Source organism: Hanstruepera flava (assembly GCF_023634025.1).
GTDB lineage: Bacteria > Bacteroidota > Bacteroidia > Flavobacteriales > Flavobacteriaceae > Hanstruepera > Hanstruepera flava.
On sequence record NZ_JALJCW010000004.1, the window covers coordinates 1 to 23,324 of the forward strand.

Genomic DNA, 23,324 nt, shown 5'->3' on the forward strand with positions numbered 1-23,324 from the left:
TCAATTCGTATTCCAAATTTATCTTCAACTGACATAAGTAATTCGACTGAATCTAATCCCATTTTCGGTTTGCGTTAAATGTTTTACAACGTTCTCGGCTATGAGTAGTTGCGTGGGTTAGCACTTAACTTCGCAAGTACAAACCAAACTGAAAATCCGCGAGGATTTTCAGAAGTAGACGAGAACAAGCAATTACTTATAGCCATTGTTGTACAACGTTATTTTATTTTCTCCAAAGCTTTTAAAATCCGCTTTTCCATTTTGTTGGTTTCGAGTGGACTATTGTTATATTGATATCTTTCAATCATTTTCCATTTTTTATTTTGATTGTCGATAATATATAGAATCATTACACCTCGATTTATATCTCCAAAATAACCATTAATAGAAATAAATATTGAATTCTTATTTTTATCAGAAACCAATTCATTCGGAACATTTTTTTCATTTAAAGATGCTCGTCCTTCAATTTTCGAGTTTATTGTTCTGTAATCGCCAAATAGAAATGGAATTTCAACATATTCAGCATTAGGGTATTGAGATTTCAAAAGGTCAACTGTGAATTTGGTCAATGCTTTTCGCTTGTCAGGATGATTAATAAATGACAAGTTCGACTTTTCTTTAATTTCTATGTATGGAGTGATAATACTGACATCATCTTTATCAATTTTGTAATTTCCAGTATCACTTATAGATTCAACTGTCGATTTTGATGACGAACAAGAAATCAAAATTAAAAATGTAAATATTGAGAGTGCTTTTTTCATAATGTTGTACAACGTGTTCGTGTATGGTTTGTTGCGTTATCACTAAGATAGCAAAAAGAGACAGATCCACTGTTCAGAAGCGAAGAAATTCCGATTAGGAATTTCCGAGCAATGAACTATACACGTTGTTGGCTAACGTTTTTTACTATATACTACATGATCCCATTTGATATTATGTGGCATTAGCAGTTTTTCGTATATATATAATTTTTTCATTCCAATTTTTTCTGCAACCCTTTGAGAAGGAATATTTTTAACATAAGTATGGATAAAGATTTCATTTAATTTTAAATTTTTAAAACCATACTCAAGACTTGCTTTAGCAGATTCAGTTGCATAACCTCTGTTCCAAAACTTTTTACTTATGTGATATCCTATTTCTGGGATTATTTTTCCATTGATGTTTTGCAAACTAATTCCACATTGTCCAATAAATTCACAATTTTCTTTAAGTAAAACAGCCCAAAGACCAAAACTATTTTCTGTATAACTTTTTATACTTTTTTTAATCCACCTTCTAACACCTGTCATATCATAAGTAGATGGATAATAGCTCATTGTTTCCTTGTCACTCAATATTTGAAATAATGAAGAAACATCTTCAGTATTTAATTCTCTAAGTGCTAATCGATTTGTTTCAATTATTTTCATTTAGTTCTGGAGAAATGTTTGCCAACGTGTTTGTGTATGATTAGTGGCGTGTTTTAAGCACGGAATTTAGCAAATAAAAACCGAATAGAAAATCCGTGAGGATTTTCGTAAGTAGGCGAGAACCAGCCATTAATTATACACGGTGTTGGCAAATCGTTTTTTATTTCCACTTGAAAGTTTTGTACAATTTTTCCGCATATTCAATTAAATTATTATCAGTTTCAAATTCATAAGACTTGTCAATATATTGAAATGAAACAGTAAACATATATGCTGTTTTATGTGATTCAGAATATGTAATTAAGTCATATCGGCTTTGATTAAGTCCTTTTGATGTTCGGTAAAATCGGGTGTTTAATAATATTGATTCGTTATTGTCTGATAATTCAAAAGTCTTTTCCGAATATTTATTTTCCTTTTCAAAAATTCTGTCAGGATTTTCAAAATATCCACTTATCGTACTTTCTTTAGCTTCTTTTAGGTTTTTAGCTTTATCAAGTTTAACAAGAAAAATAGATATTTTAATTGGTCCGCTATTGAAACTTATCGGAAGTCCTTTTCCGCTTGCTTCAAAAAACTGTTCGGGACCATTTTTCCCATTCATCATTTTTCCATAATTTCTCCAAGATGTAGGAACTTGAAATTCATATATTTCTGATGAAATAGTGTCTGTTTCTATCCACATTTCACTCAAAGTTTGAGAAAATCCGTTTAGACAAATTAAAATTCCAATTATTGTAATTATTCCTTTCATTTCGTTTTTTTCAAATGTTTGCCAACGACAGCGTTATGCGTAGTTACGTTTTGGATTTTAAAAATAGCGAATTTATTCGCTAATTTTTATAAATACAGAGTAAACGTAAACAAATTGCGTATAATGGCAGTTGGTTCACGTTTTCCCTCGATGGGCAGCGGAAGCTGTAATTAGTACAATCCCCAAGATTCCCGCGTCGTGCGCCATTTGGCATAACGCTGTCGTTGAATCACATATCCAAAGGGACGGGAGTGCGCAGCACGTAGTAACTTTGGTCAGCTTTAGCTGAATGTGATTCAACTCGTTATATGTGGATAAATATACTCTTTTTTGGGAATTACTCTCCGGATAATAGGAACTTTTGTTCCGCTTTATCAGTTTTTGATAATTGGTTTACTGCCATATCCAATGGGCTCGCTATATCCATTAAATCCTTTCGTGCTACATGTGTGTAAATCATGGTGGTTTCAGGCTTGGCATGGCCTAAAAGTTCCTGTATATGGCGCAGTCCAACACCATGTTCTAATAAGTGGGTTGCATAGCTGTGCCGTAAGGTATGGGGTGTTACGGTTTTACTTATGCCGGCAGCTTTACAAGATCGCGACAAAACTTTTCTAATACTACTTGCAGAATAAGGTTTGCCTTTTGCGCCTTCTACAAAATAGTAAACAGGTTCATAGGTGGTTATGTAATTTTGAAGTAAGGGTAAAAAACTTTCGGCTAGGGTAACATACCTGTCTTTTCGACCCTTGGCACGCTTTACATGTATTTGCTTTCTGGTTAAGTTAATGTCACTCAATTTTAAAGCTAATACTTCACCAATTCGTAATCCTGCAGAATAGAGTAGTGTTATAATGGCTCTATGTTTTAGGTTTCTTGTACATTGAATAATGGCAATAATCTCTTCAGGAGATAAAACCGTAGGAAGCTTTTTCGATTTTTTGGGCCGAGTAAGGGCTAGGTTGCTAATATGGGTATTAGGGTAAAAAATTATAAACTGCTTTACGGCACTAATAAATTGGCGTTGCGTACTTATTGAATAGTTACGTTTAATAAAAACAGATTCAACAAATAATTCTACATCTCTATTGGTAAGTGTATTTAATGTTTTATTGGTGTTAAACTCAATAAAATCGGCCATAAAAAAACTATAGGTTTCAACGGTACTTTTACTGTATCTTTTTCCTAGTAAATATTTGTAAAACCCATTAAGCAATTGTCGTTGCTCTGTATTTAAATGGCGCTCGCGTTTGGTAGGGAATACATGAACCTTGGTTGCAGGTTTATGGTTTAGTTGGCTACTATCTACAATAGCATGACCTTTAAAAACAGAAAATATGAGTTTTAGGTTTTCTGGACAATTTAAAATATACCAGCTTTTTAAAGTCTTGCTCCATTTGGCCTTGGGTAAATGTTTAACAACATCAATCAACACCCAGTCGTGTTTAAACCCAATTAATATTTGGTTAGCCTGTCTATGGTAGGCACGCGAGAGCGTTATTATAGGTAACGAGCTCATTTTTTTAATGAAATATAAGGAAAATACTAACCATAGGCAATAGCTAAACCGTTATTAAAATCTAAAACTAATTAAGATTGTCTTGCAATGCTTCGAGAATGGTTTTAAAAAATCCAAATTTTAAAACCTGGGAAGAACGATCCTCGATCAATACACAAACAAAACCCTTTTAAATCGCAAATTGGTGTCATTTTAGGATTAAGAAAAAGAGTTGTATAATGATATCAAGATTTATTTATTAACCTGTATAGCTATTTTAGGACGGGTCATGTGCAAATCTTAAGTATAGCTTAAGTATGGCTTAAGTATGGCTTAAGTATGGATAGTGTATGGATGACATCGATTTTTCCTACAAATTATAGAATCATAAAAAGCAGGTTTCTTCAACTCTTAAAAGACGTTAATTAACAATATTTTATTACGACTCAAAATGGCTTCTTTGTAACTTAATAACCAACTAAATTTCAAGGCTATGCGTTTTTCAACCATCCATTCAACTATCATGCTTGGCTTAAGCCTGTTGGTACTATCCTGCCAAGGGCAAACCAAACAACCAACAAATACCAAAACCTCATCACAAACAACCAAGGCCCTTGTCGGCGGCCCGTTTGAAAACCGTGACTTTATGTTTATCGGTATGCCCAAAAACCTAAAGCCAACAGACACCTGCCCGGCATGGCAACAAAAAGGACAGATGCTCCTTATTTCGGGAACCATCTACAAAAACGATGGCAAAACACCAGCTCCCAATGTTATTCTCTATTATTACCATACCGATATTTATGGTAACTATCCCAATGACGAAACTCTAGATAGCCGCGTGGCAAGGCATGGCTATATGCGTGGTTGGGTAAAAACCGATGCACAAGGGCAGTATGCTATTTATACTGTAAGGCCTGCCAGTTATCCCAATACACAAATAATGGCACATATTCATCCTGCGGTTAAAGAACCGCATATAGACGTACCCTATTATCTAGACGAATGGGTGTTTGATGATGACCCCTTTCTAACCGACAGACAACGAAACAATATGCGTAATAGAGGCGGAAGTGGCATTCTAAAAACGACTCAAGAAGGAGATTTACAGGTTGCCAAGCACGATATTATTCTGGGGTTGAACATTCCCAATTACCCTAATAAGTAAAAAAAGAAGAAAATTCCTTAAAATATTTTTATATTTTAGTGAGGTAGTTAATCCTGCCTCCAAGCTCTGCCGTTTGCTTTATTACGTCAATATTTTCTTGAAAGTATGAGTTCAAACACGTCCAGCAATGCCTTTCGTCCTAAAACAATAATTTCCCTCAAATCACTTTTTTTAACTGTAATTGGTGTCGTTTGTGCCGTTGTGGCTATTAAGGGTTTTATGATTCCCAATCATTTCCTCGATGGTGGTTTGCTAGGTATTTCAATCCTCATTCATGAGTTTTATAATATAGATGTCAGTATTCCACTGGTAGTGCTTAATATGCCCTTTGTATACATTGGCTATAAAAAAATTGGTAAAAACTTTGCCACGCATGCCTTTTTAGCTGTAATTCTTTTGGGCATTGTTATGAATCTGTTGCCAGTTCCAGCAATAACAAAAGACCATTTTCTTACGGCTGTTTTCGGTGGCGTCTTTGTAGGTTTGGGTATTGGTTTCGTAATTCGTGGTGGTGGTGTAATAGATGGTTTAGAGGTTATTGCCGAGTATTCCAATAAAAAATTTGGCCTCTCTACCAACGAAATCATTATGGCCATAAACACGACTATTTTTTTAATTATTGCCTTTTATTTAGGGCTCGAAAAAGCTATGTATTCCATTGTAACCTATTACACGGCTTTAAAAGTTTCAGATTATGTGGTCGATGGCTTTGAGAAATTGATATCGCTTACCATAATATCTCCCAATGCCGATTTAGTTAAGCAGCTCATAGTAAACAATTTCAATAAAGCCATAACCGTTTATAAAGGTGAACGTGGTAACTTGCCAGGTTCATTTCATGTAAAACACGATTGCGATATCATAGTAACCGTGGTATCCAGATTGGAAGTCCATAAAATTAAAAAAGCCATTCAGGAAGCAGACCCAGAAGCCTTTACCTATGTACAGAATATAGGTGAAATTACTGGCGGAATTGTAAGTAAACGAAAATCACATTAGTAATGACCCCATCCCAATTTCAGGAAATTTATAACGAAGCAATAGACCTATTGGCAGAAAACCTGCCCGAGCATTTGTATTACCATAGTCTTGAGCACACGCTTTACGTATTTGATAGAACCATACATATTGCCAAAAAAGAAGGGGTTTCTAAAGATAATCTCTTACTCTTAAAAATTGCAGCTTTGTATCATGACATGGGTTTTATTAACACCCAAGCTGAACATGAACGGGAGAGTTGTAAAATAGCCAAGGCAAATCTTAAAAAACACAAACTATCTAGTGCTGAAATAGACACCATTTGCGGTATGATTATGGCCACAAAAATACCCCAAAATCCGCAAAATCATTTAGAAGCTATTCTAGCCGATGCCGATTTGGAATATTTGGGCACAACACGTTTTAAAGAGGCAAGCAATAGACTTTATAAAGAATTGAAGCATACTAACCCAGCATTGTCCAAAAAAGAATGGAATGCTATACAGAAGACATTTTTAACCAACCACCATTACCATACAGATTTTTGTAAGCGCTATAAAACACACCGCAAACTTAAAAATATGGAAATGTTACAGTAAACCATAGCATCATGGAAAACCTTGAGCAAGACATCCTCAATACCTTTAACGAGTTTTGGCATATGTGGGCCAAACGTGCCAAAGGAGAGGCTACCATTCATGACTTAAAACAGTATTTTGATCCCGAAGTGAGTAGTATTGGAACTGGTGAGCATGAAATAGGAAAGGATTTAGAAACGGTCATTGAAAACTTTTCTTATGATTTAAAGGAATTACAAAAGCCTTTTAAATTGGATGTGTTTTATGAAAAAGCCAAAGTATTGTCACCAACTTCAGGTGTTGTAGAGGCTGAAGCAAATGTTGAAATAGATTTGGATGCAGACGAACCCCTAAAGCTACATATTAGGTTTTCAACGGTTTTTATATTGAAGGATGGTAACTGGCTAATAAAGCATAACCACGTGTCATTTCCATCTAAAGACCAAGGCGTAGGAGAGTCTTATCCGCTAGACGCCCTAACGGCCCAAAACAACAGACTTCAAGCATTGGTGGAACAACGCACGTACGAGTTGGAAGAAAAAACGACATTGTTGGAAAAAGAAAAGGATAAAACCGAAAAATTATTGTTTAATATTTTACCCAGGAAAATAGCCAGGGAATTGTTGGATAATGGCTATAGTGTTCCAGTACGTCATGAAAACGTAAGCGTTATTTTTACCGATTTTGTAGAATTTACCAAAATAGCCTCACAAATTACAGCACGCGAATTGGTTGAAGAATTGAATGATATCTTCTTCCATTTCGATAGCTTAATAAAAGAACAGGAACTAGAAAAAATAAAAACCATAGGAGATTCCTATATGGCAGTTTGTGGCTTACCCGAACCGCATAACGAGCACGCATTCCGTTGTATAGTAGTAGCTAGAAAAATGTTGAGCTTTATTGAAGACCGTAACAATAAGAGACCTATTAAATGGCAAATGCGTATTGGTATCCATTCGGGGCCAGTAGTTGCTGGTATTGTGGGTAATGATAAGTTTGCCTACGACCTGTGGGGCCGAACCGTTAATCTGGCAAGTAGGTTGGAAAGTGCAGGTATAGAAGGAAAAATTAATATTTCTGAAGACACCTATCATCTCATCAAAGAGTCAATTCCTTGTGAATATCGAGGTAAGCAACTAATTAAAGGAAACAAGGAAGTCGATATGTACTTTGTAAATTAAACGCCCAAATTACCAATTGATAATTTGAGCGTTTTAAGAAATAACTAAATAGGGTTAAGTTACTTTATCTTCTTTTGCTTTTTTACGGTACCGTTTTGTTTGTAATAGTAAAAGTCTTCATCGGTATTCCAATCGTGGTCCCAATCATCATCATAAGTATCATGATGGCCATTATGATTGGTTGTACAATTAAATACACCACAAACGCCACACATAGTACTAAACGGATTTACAAAACCAAATGTGCTAATTATTTCTCCAAAACGATTATACCTAACCGTCAAGCCACCAACACGTTTTAATAAACCGGTTCTATGGTTGTACTGCATGTACACAGATCCAGCACGTTTTATTTTACCAAATCGGTCATAATTAATAAATACGTTTCCAATACGTCTTACTTTACCATCACGGTCATGTTGAATAAGTACACCTCGATCTCTTGGTGTTGAAAAATGAACACGGCTTACGGTTCCTGGTGCACCAAAAGTTACATTTACCGATCCACGTCTTGTTACACTTGTGGAGCTTCTATAATAATTGTCATGGTACGGTACAGTATTAACCACATTGGTGTTAAAATCAAAACTACCATCTGGGAAAATCATAAATTCCACACCACGCTCTACAAACATTATAGGTTGTGCATAACGATAGCGTGTAATTAAATCTTCACCTTGAACTGTAGCATGTTTTGCTGTTGCTGTTACGGTTGTTAATCCTATTAACAACACTGTAATAAAAAGTACTTGTTTTTTCATAATACTAGGATTTTAGATTTTGCCTACTCATGAGCTTTTCGGCTTACGCTATTTGTTTAGCTAGTTTCAATTGTCATGCCAAAATTTCAAATCACTGATTTACAGAAATATATATAGTTTTGTGATATACTGAAATTAATGGTTGTAACATGTTTAGTAAGAAATCTTCTTATAAATAGAACTTATATAAGCTATTTAAAATACTATTGAATTAAAATTTTAGTAAATTTAAATCCTACTAACCATCAATTATGGAAACTAAACAGACCACGTGTAAAAATTGTGAAAAAGAGTTTCAGCAAGGTTTTGAGTTTTGTCCGCATTGTGGTCAAAAAGCAAAAGATGAATTAACGCTGGGTGTATTGTTCTATAACACCATAAGCAATTACTTTTCGTTTGACGCGCGCTTTTTTAAGAGTTTTATTCCGTTGATGGTCAGACCAGGTTATTTGGCAAAAAAATTTCTGGAAGGTAAACGACTGCTATATCTACATCCAGCGCAGATGTACTTATTTATTTCAGTTATTTTTTTCTTTTTGTTTTCGTTTGTTGCCAGGGAACAGGAAGAAAGTATTGATAGAGCATTAAAGCGTGATTTTGAAAAGGCCAAAAAAGTTGTGGATACGCTTTCTGAAAAGGGTTTAGATTCTGCACAAGTAGCCAAGCTAATGAAACCTTATGAAGACAACAAGGGTAAGTTAGGCTTAAATGAAGATGAACTCAAAGAATTAGATTCAGTTATTAAGGTGGGTGGAAACACTAAGCCTAACATGAATTTTGGGTTTGATGAAAACAAAATAGACTCCCTTATTGATAGTGGTGCTTCAGATAAGGTTATCTATAAGGAAATGGGAATGGATGATGATGCGGGCTATTTTACAAAACGATTTTATGCACAGATGCTTAAGTTTTATAAAACCAAAAGTGGTGGCTCGGTACTTAAGGCGTTTTATGATACCATACCAATTGCCATGTTCTTTTTGTTACCAATTTTTGCATTGATTCTCAAACTATTTTACTTTAGAAAAGGTCCTTACGCTTACCATCTGGTGTTCAGTTTTTACTTCTTTTCCTTTTTGTTTACGGTATTCAGTATCCTATTATTATTGAATTTTGCTTGGAAAGCTTTTCCAGGTTGGTTAATCACGCTGATAATTCTATCAACGTTCATTTATTTGTTTTTAGCCTTGAAACGGTTTTATGACCAAGGTTGGGTTTTAAGCTTTTTAAAAGGTGGTATGGTTACCTTTACCTTTTTTGTGTTTTTATTTCCAGCTTCTTTGGCAGTACTTTTTGTGGCGTTTTTGTCGTATTAGAGCTTGTCCTTTAAATACTTGCCAGTAATGGATTGTTTGTTTACTACTAATTCTTCAGGTGTGCCTTGGGCTACAAGATTTCCACCGTGTTTTCCACCTTCAGGACCTAAATCAACAATATAATCGGCACATTTAATCAATTCTAAATTGTGCTCAATAACAATAATAGAATGCCCTTTTCCAATTAAAGCCTGAAACGAAGTTAGTAGTTTTTGTATATCGTGAAAGTGTAGTCCGGTAGTGGGTTCATCAAAAATGAAAAGTGTATTTGTTCCTTTTGATCCTTTACCTAAAAACGAAGCTAGTTTAATACGTTGCGCCTCACCACCAGAAAGGGTAGAGGAGCTCTGCCCTAAAGTTACATAACCTAAACCAACATCTTGAAGAGGTTGTAGTTTACTCTGAATTTTAGTCTGATTATGGGCTGTAAAAAATGCAATGGCATCATCTATAGTAAGATTTAAAATGTCGTCAATTGTTTTATCTTCAAAAGTAACTTCCAAAACTTCTTTTTTAAAGCGTTTACCATTGCATGTCTCGCAAGTTAAATGCACATCGGCCATAAATTGCATTTCAATAGTCACTTCGCCTTCACCTTTACAGGTTTCACAGCGTCCACCATCTACATTAAACGAAAAATGCTTGGCTTGGTAATTACGAATCTTACTTAATTTTTGGTTGGCAAACAGCGCTCTAATATCATCATAAGCCTTAATGTAGGTCACAGGGTTGGAACGCGATGAGCGACCAATAGGGTTTTGATCAACAAATTCAATATGGCCAATATTGCTAAAATTGCCTTTTAACTCCGAAAACTGTCCAGCCTTATCACTAAAATCAGTTAGTTTCTTTTGAATAGCTGGATATACAATCTTCTTGATTAGAGTACTTTTACCACTTCCTGAAACACCGGTTATAACTGTTAGCATACCCAATGGCAAGGTAACATCAATATTTTTAAGGTTATTTTCTTTAGCACCAATAATTTCTATGGCATATTTAGACGTACGACGTTTTTTAGGAACTTCAATTTTAAGGGTTTCGTTCAAATATTGTGCAGTGAGCGAATCAGAACTTAAAATGGCATTGTAAGTACCGGTAGCCACAACCTGACCACCAAAAGTACCGGCTTCAGGACCTATATCTATAATTTCGTCTGCAGCTTGCATAATGTCTTCATCATGCTCCACAACTATAACGGTATTGCCTAAATCACGTAGGGCTTTTAAAACACCAATTAAGCGTTCGGTATCTTTAGGATGTAAACCAATACTTGGTTCATCTAAAATATACATGGAACCCACCAAACTACTGCCTAATGATGTTGCCAAATTTATACGCTGACTCTCACCGCCAGATAAGGTATTGGATTTTCGGTTTAAGGTTAAATAGTTTAAACCTACATTAGTAAGGTAGGAGAGGCGGTTATTAATTTCCTTTAGTAATCTGTTGGCTATATTTAAATCAGTATCAGACAGTTCCAATTGGTTAAAAAATAGACTCAATTCGTCTATGGGCATATCAACCAAATCGGTAATGGTTTTTCCTCCTACTTTCACGTAGTTGGCTTCTGGACGCAAACGCTTACCGTTACAAGTCTTACATTTGGTTTTACCACGATAACGCGATAACATCACACGATTCTGAATCTTATAAGCTTTAGATTCCAGTTCGGCAAAAAAGCCATTCAAGCCCTCAAAATAGGCATTACCTTCCCAAATAAGTTGTTTATGTTCCTCACTTAATTCAAAATAGGGTTTGTGAATAGGGAAATCAAATTTATGGGAGTTGTTTACCAATTGATCACGGTACCAACTCATACTTTCACCTCGCCAAGGAAAGATAGCATTTTCATAAATTGATAAGCCTGTGTTGGGTATTACCAAATCGTCATCTATACCTATAACATCGCCATAGCCTTCACATGTTGGACAAGCACCATATGGGTTGTTAAAACTGAATAGATGCACATTGGGCTCTAAAAATGTCATGCCATCCAGTTCAAAGGAATTACTAAATGCCTTTTGTGATGTGTTGGAAAGCTGTTCAATAATGCAATTGCCTTTGCCTTCAAAAAAAGCGGTTTGAATGGCGTCGGCCAAACGATTGTAAAAATCGTCGTCGTCTTTCTTAATAATGCGATCAACAACCAGGAACAAATTAGTTTCATCAATGGTATCTATTTCGACTTCATCAATGCGTATAACGCTTTCATTTACCTTTATTCTAGCATAACCTTGTTGGTTTAAAACCTTTAGTTTGTCTGAAAGATCGCGCCCTTCTTCCAAATGTATAGGCGAGAGCAAAAGAAGTTTTTCATTCTCTTCAAGTGTTTTAATAAAATTTAAGACATCGGTTACGGTATCTTTTTTTACTTCATCTCCAGACTTTGGTGAATAGGTTTTGCCAATTCGTGCATATAACAGCTTTAAATAATCATAAATTTCTGTTGTGGTTCCTACTGTTGAACGAGGATTAGTAGAATTTACTTTTTGCTCAATCGCTATGGCAGGTGCAATACCTTTTATAAAATCGACTTTGGGTTTGTTTAATCGTCCCAAAAACTGACGTGCATAACTCGAAAGGCTTTCTACATATCGCCTTTGGCCCTCTGCATATAAAGTGTCAAAAGCTAAACTAGACTTACCAGAACCTGATAAACCTGTGATGACCACTAATTTATTACGCGGAATAACAACATCAATATTTTTAAGGTTATGCAATTTTGCACCTTTAATAATAATATTGTGTTTGGGGTTTGCTTCCGAAATATGAGTAATCATAGGCTGTTTAATGGAATAATTTAGCAAAGATACTACAAGAAAATTGGCTTAAAAAATGGATTTTAATTCAATTTTTTATAAAAAAATTAAAAATATTTTTGCTTTTTAGGAATGATTGTTGTTATATTTGAGTTCTATTAACCTAAAAATCACATAAGTAGCCTATAAGCAGAACATTACTTTTTTAAAATTTAACCCCAACCCAGAATTATTTCTGGCAAAAAGTAATGACTATGCAACACGAACTTATCACAGATGCTACTTTAGTTTCAAATTATATAAAAGGAGACGAACGGGCTATCGAAATTCTAATTACTAGGCATAAACAACGCGTTTATAGCTTTATCTATTCAAAGGTATTTGATAGAGATGTAGCAGAAGACATTTTTCAAGACACCTTTATTAAGGTTATTCGAACACTTAAACATGGCAAATACAACGAAGAGGGTAAATTTTTACCTTGGGTTATGCGTATATCACATAACTTGGTAATTGATTACTTTAGAAAGAATAACCGTATGCCTAAATTTAGCAATACGGGCGATTTTAATATTTTTTCTGTTTTAAGCGATTCCTCGCTGGATGCAGAAAAAAGTATTATAAAAAGCCAAGTGGAAAAAGACGTACGTCGTGTAATTGAAGAACTACCAGAAGACCAAAAAGAAGTATTGGTTATGCGTGTTTACAATGAAATGAGTTTTAAGGAAATATCAGAAAAAACAGGTGTTAGCATCAATACGGCCTTGGGTCGAATGCGTTATGCTTTAATTAATATGCGAAAGATAATAGATAAACATAATATAGTTTTAACAAATTAATACAATAAACAAAAAAAATAGACGTTATAGTAGAGTAGAAAACCATAAAAACAATTTAAATGGCAAAACTTTACTCTCAAAAAAATCCTCAAAAACAACTTAATCTAAACCCAAAAGAAGAAACTGTAAAATTTCTTCTTGATTATTCGAAGGCTTTAAGTGTTATAAATTGTAATAAGATGAAGTTTGAAGCACTTCTCAACTAAACTTTGAAAAAGTCCTGATTAGTCTCGGGACTTTTTTTTATTTCTTTTTTGAATAATAATCTTTCAATACCGATTTTCTACCAATAGTTTTGGTTATCACATCTTTTTCCAAATCCCAACCTCTTGCAGGCGAATATTCACGACCATACCATATAATCTGTAAGTGTAAATTATTCCACAATTCTTTTGGGAACAAGCGTTTGGCATCTTTTTCGGTTTGAACCACATTCTTGCCATTTGTAAAACCCCAACGATACATCAATCTGTGAATATGGGTATCTACTGGAAAAGCAGGAATACCAAAAGCTTGAGATAAAACTACGGCAGCTGTTTTATGACCAACAGCAGGTAGGGCTTCCAATTCCTCATAGGTTTTGGGGACTTGCCCATTATGCTTATCAATTAATATGTGCGATAAACCATGAATACCTTTGCTTTTCATAGGTGAAAGGCCTACAGGTTTTATGATCTCTCTGATTTCTTCAACGGAAAGCTTAACCATATCATACGGATTGTCGGCTTTAGCAAATAAAAGTGGTGTTATTTGATTAACCCTAACATCGGTACTTTGGGCAGACATAAGAACAGCAATTAATAAGGTATACGGATCTTTATGGTTTAAGGGGATAGGTATGGTGGGATATAATGTGTTTAACGTTTTTATAACGAAATCTACCTTTTCTTGCTTGGTCATAAATTGTATTTTTGAAAAAAATCAAAGTTAAGAATTATGACACAATTAAAGCCAGGAGATAAGGCTCCAGATTTTACTGCAAAAGACGAACAAGGAAACGATATTTCATTATCTGATTACAGAGGAAAGAAACTGGTATTGTTTTTTTATCCAAAGGCGAGTACACCTGGCTGTACGGTAGAGGCTTGTAATTTAAGCGATAATTATGAGCAGTTTAAAACCAAAGGATATGATATTTTAGGTGTAAGTGCTGATAGCCAAAGAAGACAAACTAACTTTAAGAAAAAATACAACTTTCCTTATCCTTTATTGGCAGATGAAGATAAGGCCGTTATCCAAGCCTACGGTGTTTGGGGACCAAAAAAGTTTATGGGTAGAGAGTTTGATGGCATTCACCGAACAACTTTTGTAATTGATGAAAGAGGTATTATTGAAGATGTTATTTTAAAAGTAAAAACAAAAGAGCACACGAGTCAAATTCTAAAAAATTAGTACCCCCAAAAGTAGGAAATTCATTAATTGTTTTTGTATTACATCGGATTAAAATGACAGTTTATCGACATTAAATTTGTTAAGTCAATGATTTTCAACTATATTGTCGATTGAAATATTCATTTAAAACCCCAATCAAAATGAAAAACCTACTTAAAACCGCTACGGTTATGGCTTTGGCACTTATTGTGTATAGCTGTGATTCTGAATCTATTACTGAAAATAGTTTTGAAGAAAATGTAAATAACGAGTTTTCAGATCAAAACTTGTTTAATTGTGATGATGTTTCTTCCGTTATTAAATTTGTTAATCAGAGTAATATTCCAACAGATTTTGCTTTGTATAATGATGATGGAGAAATGATAACATTTGAATCGAGCATACAGCCTATGAATTCATCTGATCTAAAGTTATTTAATTCTGAATTATCTTTAGAAATTAATATTAGAAATGAAGAATTTTATGTTACAAGAAATGCTAAATTTGAAAGTTGTAGATTAATAACTATTGTTATTGACCAACAAAATCAGGTAGAGATTATAGAAGCACAATTTTAGAATAATCTTATAATAAAAAAGGTCTTTCGTTTTGAAAGACCTTTTTTATTAAAAATATAGGCATTAATTTCTTAAGACTTCTTCGGCTTCATAGCCAAACAAACATTTATCTTTAATTATTTTCGCAACACCTTCTGGTAGCATAGGTTCCCAACCATCTTCACCTTCGCTAATCATTTTTAAAACTGTTCTAGAGAAGATAGATAATGTGGATTCATCATAATCTGTAATATCAACAACTTTTCCGTTGTACTTAAAGAATTTATATAATTCTTTCATACGTGGATGGACTTTTAAATTTTCACTAGTAGTAAGCGTACCATCATCATTTTGCATAGGATATAAGTATACACGTAAATCTTTAAAGAATAACTTACCAAATGCTTCTAAAATACCACCACTTAAGTGTCGGTAATACTTTTCATCAAAAATGTCTACTAAATTGTTAACACCCATAGCTAATCCCATACGGCTCTTGGTGTATTGAGAAAAATACTCAACCAGTTTATAATATTCTTGGAAATTTGAAATTAAAACGGTTTGTCCCAAGGAACAGAGTAAACGCGCACGATCCATAAAATCTTGTTCATCTATTTCACCTTCAGCTCTTAAGTTAGAAAGAGTAATTTCAAAAACAACCTGTGTTTTGTCTTCATCTACCTTATTCTCTTTTATAAACATGTCGTATGATTTTTGGAACATATCCATGTTTACTTTGGTTACAGGTCTAAAACTACCACGTAAGGCTAAAATGTTTCTTTTATATAATACACGAGCAGGTAGTACATTATTACCGTCTGGAGAAAACATTACAGCATCTGTCATACCATTTTTAACTAACTGCAAACTCATTAAACGGTTATCAACGTCTTCAAAAACAGGTCCAGAGAAATTAATGGTATCTATTTCTAATTGATCCTTGTCTAAATGGTCATATAAATAGCGTAACAATTTTTTGGGCTCATTATACTTGTAAAATGCACCGTAAATTAGGTTTGTACCAAGAATACCTAATGTTTCTTGCTGTAAACGCGCATCGTTTTCCTTAAAACGAAGGTGCAGAATAATTTCGTTGTAGTCTTGATCAGCCTCAACCTGATAACGGATACCTACCCAACCATGGCCTTTGAATTTTTTTGCAAAGTCAATAGTAGTAACGGTATTGGCATATGAAAAGAATAATTTGTGTGGATGTTTTTCACGAATTAAACGTCTCTCAATTAAATCAATTTCGTGATCTAGCATTTTAAGAAGGCGCGCTTCTGTTACATAACGACCATCATCTTCAATTCCATAAATAGCATCACTAAAATCTTTGTCATAAGCAGACATCGCTTTTGCAATGGTACCCGATGCACCACCAGCACGAAAAAATTGGCGAACAGTTTCTTGACCTGCACCAATCTCGGCGAAGGTTCCATAAATGTTCTCATTAAGATTAATGCGTAATGCTTTGGTTTTCAGCGAGGGAATATCATCAAACTCTCTATCTCCTTTTAAGCTAATTTCCATTGTAAATTGGGATTGTTTCTTAAAGACAAAGGTATTAAATTACCATGTCAAACAAAAAAATAAGCTTATTTTTGTTTCAAACTTTGTAGTATTGAAAGTAACATTTTTAGGCACTGGCACATCGCAAGGAATTCCTGTAATTGGAAGCATGCACCCTGTTTGTTTAAGTTCTAATCCTAAAGATAAACGCTTACGGGTTTCTGTTTTAATTGAATGGGATAATTATGCTTATGTAATTGATTGTGGACCAGATTTCAGGCAGCAAATGTTACGTGCTGAATGCCATAAAATTGATGGTATAATTTTTACTCATGAGCATGCCGATCACACAGCTGGTATAGATGACATTAGACCCTACTTTTTTAGGCAAGGGGATATTCCCATCTATGCACACAAACGTGTTTTGGGCGAATTAGAACGACGCTTTGACTATATTTTTGAAACCGAGAATAAATATCCAGGAGCACCAGGAGTTATTAAAAATGAAGTAAAGAATGAATCTTTCAAGTTAGGAAACCTATCTGTGATGCCCATTAGTGGTATGCACTATAAGCTTCAGGTTTTTGGTTATAGATTTGGCGACTTTGCCTATTTAACCGACATGAAGACAATTGAAGAGCATGAACTTAACAAATTACAGAACCTACAAGTTTTAGTTTTAAATGCGCTTCGTGAAGGAGAGCATATTTCACATTTTAACCTTAATGAGGCTTTAGAGATAATAGACTGGCTACAGCCAAAGAGAGCATATTTAACCCATATTAGTCATTTATTGGGATTTCATGATGAGGTGCAACAAAAGCTTCCGGATAACGTTTATTTAGCCTACGATAACTTACAAATTACATTATAATGAAGAGTAGAATTTTTATGTACCTATTTATTTTTTCAGTGTTATTAGTCATATTTCAATATGTAAACTCGAAAAATATATTAGATAGTTACGAAACTAAAATTGAAAAAAAAGAAGCTAAAATGCAAAAATATGCCGATACCATAAGTAATTTGCGCGATCAGGTATTAACGCTATCAGAATTTTCAATTAGTGAAAGCGAATCTGCTATGAGTTATTTTGAAGCTCGTGGTTATCGTGTTGCTGAATTAATTCCATTTATTACCGACGAGTTATACGAGCTCAATATGTTGAAAGGCGAGGAACACCCTTTAATTCCGTATGCATCTATGACAGGAGGGAAGATGCTTATTAATTCGGTTCGGGTTTTAAACCACAAATGGATTATTGCTAACTTCTCTGATGGTAAATATTGGGGTGAAATATTTTTAAAGTATGAATTAACCGATGACGAACAGCTAAAGTTTAATTTAGTAGAGTCGTTTTTGTACCCAATTAATTAAATTTTATCAATTAACCATTCTCTAAACTCATAAAAATTTTGAGGTGCAACACCGTGCCCAACAGGGAATTCTGAATAGACATAATTTATTTTTAAAGCCTTTAGGAATTGAGTAGCTTTCCTAGCCCAATCTACAGGTAGAACTTGATCTACACTACCATGAGAGCAATAAAAATGCAGTTTAGAATAATCGTATTCAGTAGGATTATCTGGTATAATACTTGGATTGATATAGCCGCTTAAAGCAACAACATTATTTACTTTTCCTGGATAGGTTAGTGCTACGGCATAACTTAATATGGTACCTTGGCTAAAGCCCAAAAGGTTAACATTGTTTTTATCTACAGGATAGGTTTTACAGGCATAATCAATAAATTCAGCTATTTTATCACGAGATTCAATAGCTTGATTATCATCACTCCATTTCCCTTGATTGGCATCAAAATTTATAGCATACCATGCATTTCCAAAGGGTTGCATGGGATATGGTGCCCTTACCGAAATAATGTATAGTTCTTCTGGCAATTCTGAAGCAAACGAAAACAAGTCGTTTTCGTCACTGCCATAGCCGTGTAACATGATTAGTAGCGGTGCGTTTTCTTCTAAAGTAGAAGGTCTTGTTATATAGTGTAAATCCAATAGTGTTAATTAATGTTTTTAAACCATTCTTGAAATTTTTCTCCTAAAACGGGAATGGGTTTGGCTTCAGAATTTATAGCATGATATATGCCAAATAACCAAGAAACAAAGGTTATAACCCAAAAAACGGTTCCAAGCCAAGAATTGACATACTTTTCAACTAGATTAGAAAAAATAAGCATGATTATCAATCCAAGCATTTGCCTAATGTGAAATGCAGTAAAAGGATTCTTTTTTTCAAGATTCATGATAATGGCAATTATTGCGCCTACAAATGTTATATAGGCCACAATGGCCATGGTTTTTCCTTCTTGTATGGTTTGCTCTGTCATCATTATGCTAACACGACTTTATTATTTGCAATAATCCCATGGGCTTTTCCTTTTAAGTTAAAGCCTTTAAAAATGGAATTTTTAGATGTTGATATTATATTTTGGTTTGAAAATGCATAGCTGCTATTTGGATTGAATAGCGTTAGATTAGCTTTGTTTCCAATAGAAATAGATGATGCTTCAATTCCAAAACGTTCTTTACCTTTTGTAAGTAAATCAACAGTTTTTTTAGTAGAAAATATGGTGTTAAGGGCTCCAAAAGCCGACTCTAGACCAATGGTGCCATATTTAGCAAAATCAAATTCTATTTTTTTATGCTCAATATCAATAGGATTATGGTCAGAAGTTACCATGTCTATAGTGCCATCTTTTAAACCAGATATTAGTGATTCTATATCTTCAGAAGTACGGAGTGGTGGATTAACTTTATAACGTGTGTCAAACCCATCTAAAACAGCATCAGAGAAAATTAAATTATGTATAGCTACACTACACGTAACATCAAGCTTTTTCTTTTTGGCCTCTCGAATTAGCGCTACAGATTTTGCTGTAGAAATTGTTGGAATATGAAGTTTTCCTCCTGTATATTCTAATAAGTATAAATCTCTAGTTACCTGTAATTCTTCGGCTAGTGCAGGATTTCCTTTTAAACCAAGTGAAGTACTCATAACGTTTTCATTCATCACACCAGAACCTGCAATTTTTGGTTCCTGTGGAAACGAACATATTAAACCATCAAAATTGGCAGCATACTGCAGTGCAATCTTCATCAGGTTTGGGTTTTCAATTGGGTTTTTATAATCGTAGAAACCAATGGCTCCTGCAATGTGCATGTCATATAATTCAGCTAAATGTTCGCCTTTGGATTGCTCTGTTACTGCACCATAAGGATGAGCAGAAACAGCATGATTTTGAGATTTAGAATGTATGAACAAAATATCTGCCTGCGAATCGATTACTGGGTTGGTATTGGTATTAATACAAACGTTTGTAAAACCAGAGCATGCAGCTGTTTTTAAACCGTTTTTAAGTGTTTCACGTTCTTCGTAGCCAGGCTCCCCAAAACTTACACTACTGTCAAACCAACCTTGTGAAACGTGAAGATTATCGCTTGAAATTTCTTTGTAATTATTGGTGTTACTTAAACGTTTTGAAATCTTGGTGATAACGCCCTTTTCAATTAAAATATCTACGGTCTGATTATGAAAATCGCTTTTAGAATCAATTATTGTGGCAGATTTTATAAGTACGTTCATTTAAAATATTTTAAGATGAGCAGTTCAATAATTAAAAAAGCTAGTGCAAAAATAATAAACCATTTCCATAGCTCATTAATTTTCGACTCACTTTTTATAGTTGTAAATGTTTCGGCAACCGAATCACTTATTGAAGCCTGATTAAAGTTTGAAATATCCTGATATACCAAATGGCTTTCCTCTCGGTTGTAATTATAGCTCACATTTTCAATTACCACAGCTTTATCGGCAATATTATAAACCCCAGCTTCAGCAGGTACCTCTTGGGTAAAAACAGACACTTTATTGTTAAAATATTGTTGCTGCGGTATAAGGTTTAAATCACCTTTTCTCAAGGTCAACACCTCATCTTGCTGTAGGATGGTAGCTATGTCAAACCTGTTGGGATTTCCAATTGTATAATATAGTTTAGGCATTTGTAAGCTCTGCTGAGCTATATTATAAAAAGTCGGAACTATAAGAGGTGATTGCTTAAAGTTTGAATTTTCTGAATTTAAAGCAGCAGAAAACACAAATACACGTTGTGCTTGTAATAAAAAGGCTCTGTTATCTTCAAATGAAAGTGGTTGGTTGCTTGAGGTAGCGTTAATTATATAATAACTATTAACCTTTGGATATTGAAAATTAGAGACTTGTTTATCAAAAACATTATCAAAAATAGGATGTGAAAAGTTTATTTTGGTAACATGTTTTTCAGAATTTAATACAGGCATAAAATTAATGCCATAATGATTTAAAAATGAAGCATAAGATTCCACATCTGCATCTTGAGGAGGAATAACAATAACAATTCCGCCTTTTTCCTCAAATACTTTTAACGCGTTAGATAATGAATTGGGAATATTATCTAACTCGTTTAGTAATATAAGATTTTGCTTGTCAATATCACTATAATTCAATTGATTTAAAGTTGTTTCGGTATATTCAAATTCTTGCTTGTTATAAATTCTATTTAAAAATGAAGCATCTTCTTGAGATATAACAAGTGTATTGATTTTTGACGGTTTGTTGATATTAAAATAAAACGCGTTGTCAAATTGCAGGCCATTGTCTTCAATACTAATCAATCCGTTAGGCAGCACAGGATTGGTTATAGTGAATTCCGCAATTGCAGTACCATCAATAATGTCTACAGAAGTTTTTGCCAATAGGTTCTCGCCATCATAAAGCGAAACCGGAATGTTGTTGCTGTTGGAATTATTACTGCTTATAATGGCTTTTAAAACAGTGTTTTCATTTGTATAATTCGCCATAAAAATACTGTCAATACTAATGTTGGCCGTGTTAACAGGTTTTAAAAGCGTTAGTTTCATGCTAAATAAACTATCATTATCGATAGGGAAATCATTGTTTTTTTGTTGAAAATCTGAAATAAAAACAAAGTTTTTCAGTCTACTGTCATCTTTACTAAATAGTTTGCTGCCTTTTAATATGGCGGCTTCATAAGGCAATTGATTAGATGAATAGGATAATTGCAACAAGGTATTTTGTACAGCCTTAAGATTTGTATTTTTAAATGTTTTATCGTTGGTAAATAAAGTAAATTCTTCAGCTTCGTCGAGATTTTCTATTATTTCCTGGATGGCACGATTCAATAAAGCGCCTTGTTCACCTTTAGCTTGCATACTAAAGGAATTGTCCAAATAAATTACAGTTTCAGGTTTGGTATTCTGTACATTTTTTTTCGAAAAATACGGTTGAGCAAACGCTATAACAATACAGGTCAATAACAATAACCTGGCAAGTAGTGTTAACCATTTTTTTATTTGCGAACTTTTTCGGGTTTGTAGTGTAACCTTTTTTAAAAAAGCAACATTAGTAAAGGCTTGTTTTCTAAATCGTCTTAACTGAAATAAATGAATTATAATAGGAATAACTAGGATGAAAAGGGCATAAAGAATTTCGGGATGTTTATATTGCATTCCTAGTTTATTTAATACAAAAATAGTGTTTACTCTGAAATAGAAAATCTTTTAACAACAAATTAAAATTAGCAAAAGAAAAAATAATCTTGCATAGGCAACATGCTTTGAGTATCAAAGTATGCTTTTATTTCATTTTGTGCTTTAGAATTGGCTACAGTTACAATACTTTGAGGTCTCTTTAATTCATTTAAAAATTCAAAGGATTTAAGGGTTTGGTCATATATGTCTTTGCCTATTTTTTTAGGATTGTCGCAAATCCAATGAAAGGGAATGTTACTTTCAACCAATTTTTTTGCAATGGTTTTCCCTTTAAATCCGGCTCCCCAAACTGTAAGCGGCCTACTGTCATCAAAATCTAACTTTAAAAAATAATGTAGCTTAATATCTAAAAAGTAATTCTGGGCATAGTGCTCATGTGTTCTGGACGTTCGTGAGCTGTAATCGCGCCAATGGTGCAATACTGCATCACAGGGTATACATTTTAAGTTATGTTGATAAAACCTAAAAGTTAAATCGTAATCTTCAGGATATCGATTAGGGTTAAAGGCATCACAGGCTATTAAGTCTGTTCTGTGAACCATCCAACACGGTGAAGGAATAACACACTCTTTATATATTTCGGAGTAATTTTTGCCTTGGCTAGTTAATGTATTGAGCCACTTTTCATACTTAAAATAGCCATTACTAATGCCTTGCTCGCTAAAATATTTTACTAACCCTACCGCAACATGTTTTTTACCATGACTAACTAAACTATTAATGAGTGTTTCCAATTTATTGGGAGTCATAATATCATCACTATCCATACGTGTAATATAGTTGCCATTACTCTTGCTAAAAGCGAATTGTAATGCATCAATTATACCATGTCCAGAATTTCTGTAGAGCTTTATTCTATTATCTAATTTCGAATACGTGTTAACAATGTCAAAACTATTGTCTGTTGAGCCATCATCAATTATAAGTAATTCCCAATTTTTATAGGATTGGTTTTGAATAGATTCAATACATGCTGGCAAAAAATCTGCTGTGTTTTTAAAAGGGGTTAGTATGGTAATAAGATGGCTTTGCACACGGCGAATATAGCAAATACTCATTTT

Annotated in this window: 24 protein-coding genes; 11 read left to right on the forward strand and 13 right to left on the reverse strand. The window is 34.0% G+C overall.

What is annotated here, in order from left to right; genetic code table 11:
* Positions 1-218: 218 nt before the first annotated feature.
* The 4 genes from MTX13_RS12105 to MTX13_RS12120 all read right to left on the reverse strand — a co-directional run bounded on the left by MTX13_RS12105 (position 219) and on the right by MTX13_RS12120 (position 3,691).
* A complete protein-coding gene (locus MTX13_RS12105) occupies positions 219-767 on the reverse strand; it encodes a hypothetical protein (protein WP_250435752.1) in 549 nt (182 codons plus the stop codon).
* Between the two features lie 132 nt (positions 768-899).
* The gene (locus MTX13_RS12110; protein WP_250435754.1) at positions 900-1,418 is read right to left on the reverse strand and encodes a GNAT family N-acetyltransferase; all 519 of its coding nucleotides are present in this window, start codon (positions 1,416-1,418) and stop codon (positions 900-902) included.
* A gap of 160 nt (positions 1,419-1,578) precedes the next feature.
* Positions 1,579-2,172 carry a hypothetical protein gene (locus MTX13_RS12115; protein WP_250435755.1) on the reverse strand — a complete coding sequence of 198 codons (594 nt, stop codon included), beginning with the start codon at positions 2,170-2,172 and terminating at the stop codon, positions 1,579-1,581.
* Between the two features lie 337 nt (positions 2,173-2,509).
* Positions 2,510-3,691 (reverse strand): tyrosine-type recombinase/integrase, encoded by a 1,182-nt coding sequence (locus MTX13_RS12120; protein WP_250435757.1) that lies wholly within the window; start codon positions 3,689-3,691, stop codon positions 2,510-2,512.
* A 472-nt stretch (positions 3,692-4,163) separates the two neighbouring features.
* Here MTX13_RS12120 and MTX13_RS12125 point away from each other — a divergent pair, with 472 nt between their 5' ends.
* The 4 genes from MTX13_RS12125 to MTX13_RS12140 all read left to right on the forward strand — a co-directional run bounded on the left by MTX13_RS12125 (position 4,164) and on the right by MTX13_RS12140 (position 7,578).
* Positions 4,164-4,838, forward strand: coding sequence for a dioxygenase family protein (locus MTX13_RS12125; protein WP_250435759.1), 675 nt, complete (start codon positions 4,164-4,166; stop codon positions 4,836-4,838).
* Positions 4,839-4,943: 105 nt separating this feature from the next.
* Positions 4,944-5,837 carry a YitT family protein gene (locus MTX13_RS12130; RefSeq protein WP_250435761.1) on the forward strand — a complete coding sequence of 298 codons (894 nt, stop codon included), beginning with the start codon at positions 4,944-4,946 and terminating at the stop codon, positions 5,835-5,837.
* Between the two features lie 2 nt (positions 5,838-5,839).
* The gene (locus MTX13_RS12135) at positions 5,840-6,415 is read left to right on the forward strand and encodes an HD domain-containing protein (protein ID WP_250435770.1); all 576 of its coding nucleotides are present in this window, start codon (positions 5,840-5,842) and stop codon (positions 6,413-6,415) included.
* Positions 6,416-6,426: 11 nt separating this feature from the next.
* Positions 6,427-7,578: an adenylate/guanylate cyclase domain-containing protein gene (locus MTX13_RS12140; RefSeq protein WP_250435778.1), complete on the forward strand. Its 1,152-nt coding sequence runs from the start codon at positions 6,427-6,429 to the stop codon at positions 7,576-7,578.
* Positions 7,579-7,637: 59 nt separating this feature from the next.
* Here MTX13_RS12140 and MTX13_RS12145 read toward each other — a convergent pair whose 3' ends face one another.
* Positions 7,638-8,339: a hypothetical protein gene (locus MTX13_RS12145; RefSeq protein ID WP_250435780.1), complete on the reverse strand. Its 702-nt coding sequence runs from the start codon at positions 8,337-8,339 to the stop codon at positions 7,638-7,640.
* Positions 8,340-8,590: 251 nt separating this feature from the next.
* On the opposite strand from MTX13_RS12145, the gene MTX13_RS12150 reads away from it, so the two are divergent.
* Positions 8,591-9,655, forward strand: a complete 1,065-nt coding sequence (locus tag MTX13_RS12150; protein WP_250435783.1) for a DUF3667 domain-containing protein — start codon at positions 8,591-8,593, stop codon at positions 9,653-9,655.
* Here the strand turns inward: MTX13_RS12150 and uvrA are convergent.
* Entirely contained in the window at positions 9,652-12,438 is a 2,787-nt protein-coding gene (gene uvrA / locus MTX13_RS12155; protein ID WP_250435793.1) for an excinuclease ABC subunit UvrA, read from the reverse strand. The two genes, MTX13_RS12150 and uvrA, sit on opposite strands and share 4 nt — an antisense overlap.
* Before the next feature lie 233 nt (positions 12,439-12,671).
* Here uvrA and MTX13_RS12160 point away from each other — a divergent pair, with 233 nt between their 5' ends.
* Entirely contained in the window at positions 12,672-13,256 is a 585-nt protein-coding gene (locus tag MTX13_RS12160) for an RNA polymerase sigma factor (RefSeq protein WP_250435795.1), read from the forward strand.
* A gap of 59 nt (positions 13,257-13,315) precedes the next feature.
* Positions 13,316-13,462: a hypothetical protein gene (locus tag MTX13_RS12165; RefSeq protein ID WP_223034315.1), complete on the forward strand. Its 147-nt coding sequence runs from the start codon at positions 13,316-13,318 to the stop codon at positions 13,460-13,462.
* Positions 13,463-13,499: 37 nt separating this feature from the next.
* Here MTX13_RS12165 and MTX13_RS12170 read toward each other — a convergent pair whose 3' ends face one another.
* On the reverse strand, positions 13,500-14,156 hold the full coding sequence (locus tag MTX13_RS12170; protein ID WP_250435797.1) for an endonuclease III domain-containing protein: 657 nt from the start codon (positions 14,154-14,156) through the stop codon (positions 13,500-13,502).
* A 36-nt stretch (positions 14,157-14,192) separates the two neighbouring features.
* On the opposite strand from MTX13_RS12170, the gene bcp reads away from it, so the two are divergent.
* Both bcp and MTX13_RS12180 read left to right on the forward strand, forming a co-directional pair.
* On the forward strand, positions 14,193-14,648 hold the full coding sequence (gene bcp, locus MTX13_RS12175) for a thioredoxin-dependent thiol peroxidase (RefSeq protein WP_250435807.1): 456 nt from the start codon (positions 14,193-14,195) through the stop codon (positions 14,646-14,648).
* Between the two features lie 140 nt (positions 14,649-14,788).
* A complete protein-coding gene (locus tag MTX13_RS12180; protein ID WP_250435809.1) occupies positions 14,789-15,205 on the forward strand; it encodes a hypothetical protein in 417 nt (138 codons plus the stop codon).
* 63 nt (positions 15,206-15,268) lie between these two features.
* Here the strand turns inward: MTX13_RS12180 and MTX13_RS12185 are convergent, their stop codons facing one another.
* Entirely contained in the window at positions 15,269-16,717 is a 1,449-nt protein-coding gene (locus tag MTX13_RS12185) for a TonB-dependent receptor (protein WP_250435811.1), read from the reverse strand.
* Positions 16,718-16,808: 91 nt separating this feature from the next.
* Here MTX13_RS12185 and MTX13_RS12190 point away from each other — a divergent pair, with 91 nt between their 5' ends.
* Positions 16,809-17,570: an MBL fold metallo-hydrolase gene (locus tag MTX13_RS12190; protein WP_250435813.1), complete on the forward strand. Its 762-nt coding sequence runs from the start codon at positions 16,809-16,811 to the stop codon at positions 17,568-17,570.
* The gene (locus MTX13_RS12195) at positions 17,570-18,073 is read left to right on the forward strand and encodes a hydrolase (RefSeq protein WP_250435815.1); all 504 of its coding nucleotides are present in this window, start codon (positions 17,570-17,572) and stop codon (positions 18,071-18,073) included. The genes MTX13_RS12190 and MTX13_RS12195 overlap by 1 nt, the downstream gene beginning before the upstream one ends.
* On the opposite strand, the gene MTX13_RS12200 is transcribed toward MTX13_RS12195, so the two are convergent.
* From MTX13_RS12200 to MTX13_RS12220, 5 genes are all read right to left on the reverse strand, one after another.
* Complete coding sequence (locus MTX13_RS12200; RefSeq protein ID WP_250435816.1) at positions 18,070-18,711, reverse strand: alpha/beta hydrolase; 642 nt, start codon at positions 18,709-18,711, stop codon at positions 18,070-18,072. The genes MTX13_RS12195 and MTX13_RS12200 overlap by 4 nt on opposite strands.
* A 5-nt stretch (positions 18,712-18,716) precedes the next feature.
* Complete coding sequence (locus MTX13_RS12205) at positions 18,717-19,046, reverse strand: DUF4870 domain-containing protein (RefSeq protein ID WP_250435818.1); 330 nt, start codon at positions 19,044-19,046, stop codon at positions 18,717-18,719.
* Positions 19,046-20,299, reverse strand: a complete 1,254-nt coding sequence (locus MTX13_RS12210; protein ID WP_250435820.1) for a dihydroorotase — start codon at positions 20,297-20,299, stop codon at positions 19,046-19,048. Before MTX13_RS12210 ends, MTX13_RS12205 begins: the two co-directional genes overlap by 1 nt.
* Positions 20,296-22,221 carry a BatA domain-containing protein gene (locus MTX13_RS12215; protein ID WP_250435823.1) on the reverse strand — a complete coding sequence of 642 codons (1,926 nt, stop codon included), beginning with the start codon at positions 22,219-22,221 and terminating at the stop codon, positions 20,296-20,298. The genes MTX13_RS12210 and MTX13_RS12215 overlap by 4 nt, the downstream gene beginning before the upstream one ends.
* Before the next feature lie 68 nt (positions 22,222-22,289).
* A complete protein-coding gene (locus tag MTX13_RS12220) occupies positions 22,290-23,321 on the reverse strand; it encodes a glycosyltransferase family 2 protein (protein ID WP_250435825.1) in 1,032 nt (343 codons plus the stop codon).
* Positions 23,322-23,324: the final 3 nt, after the last annotated feature.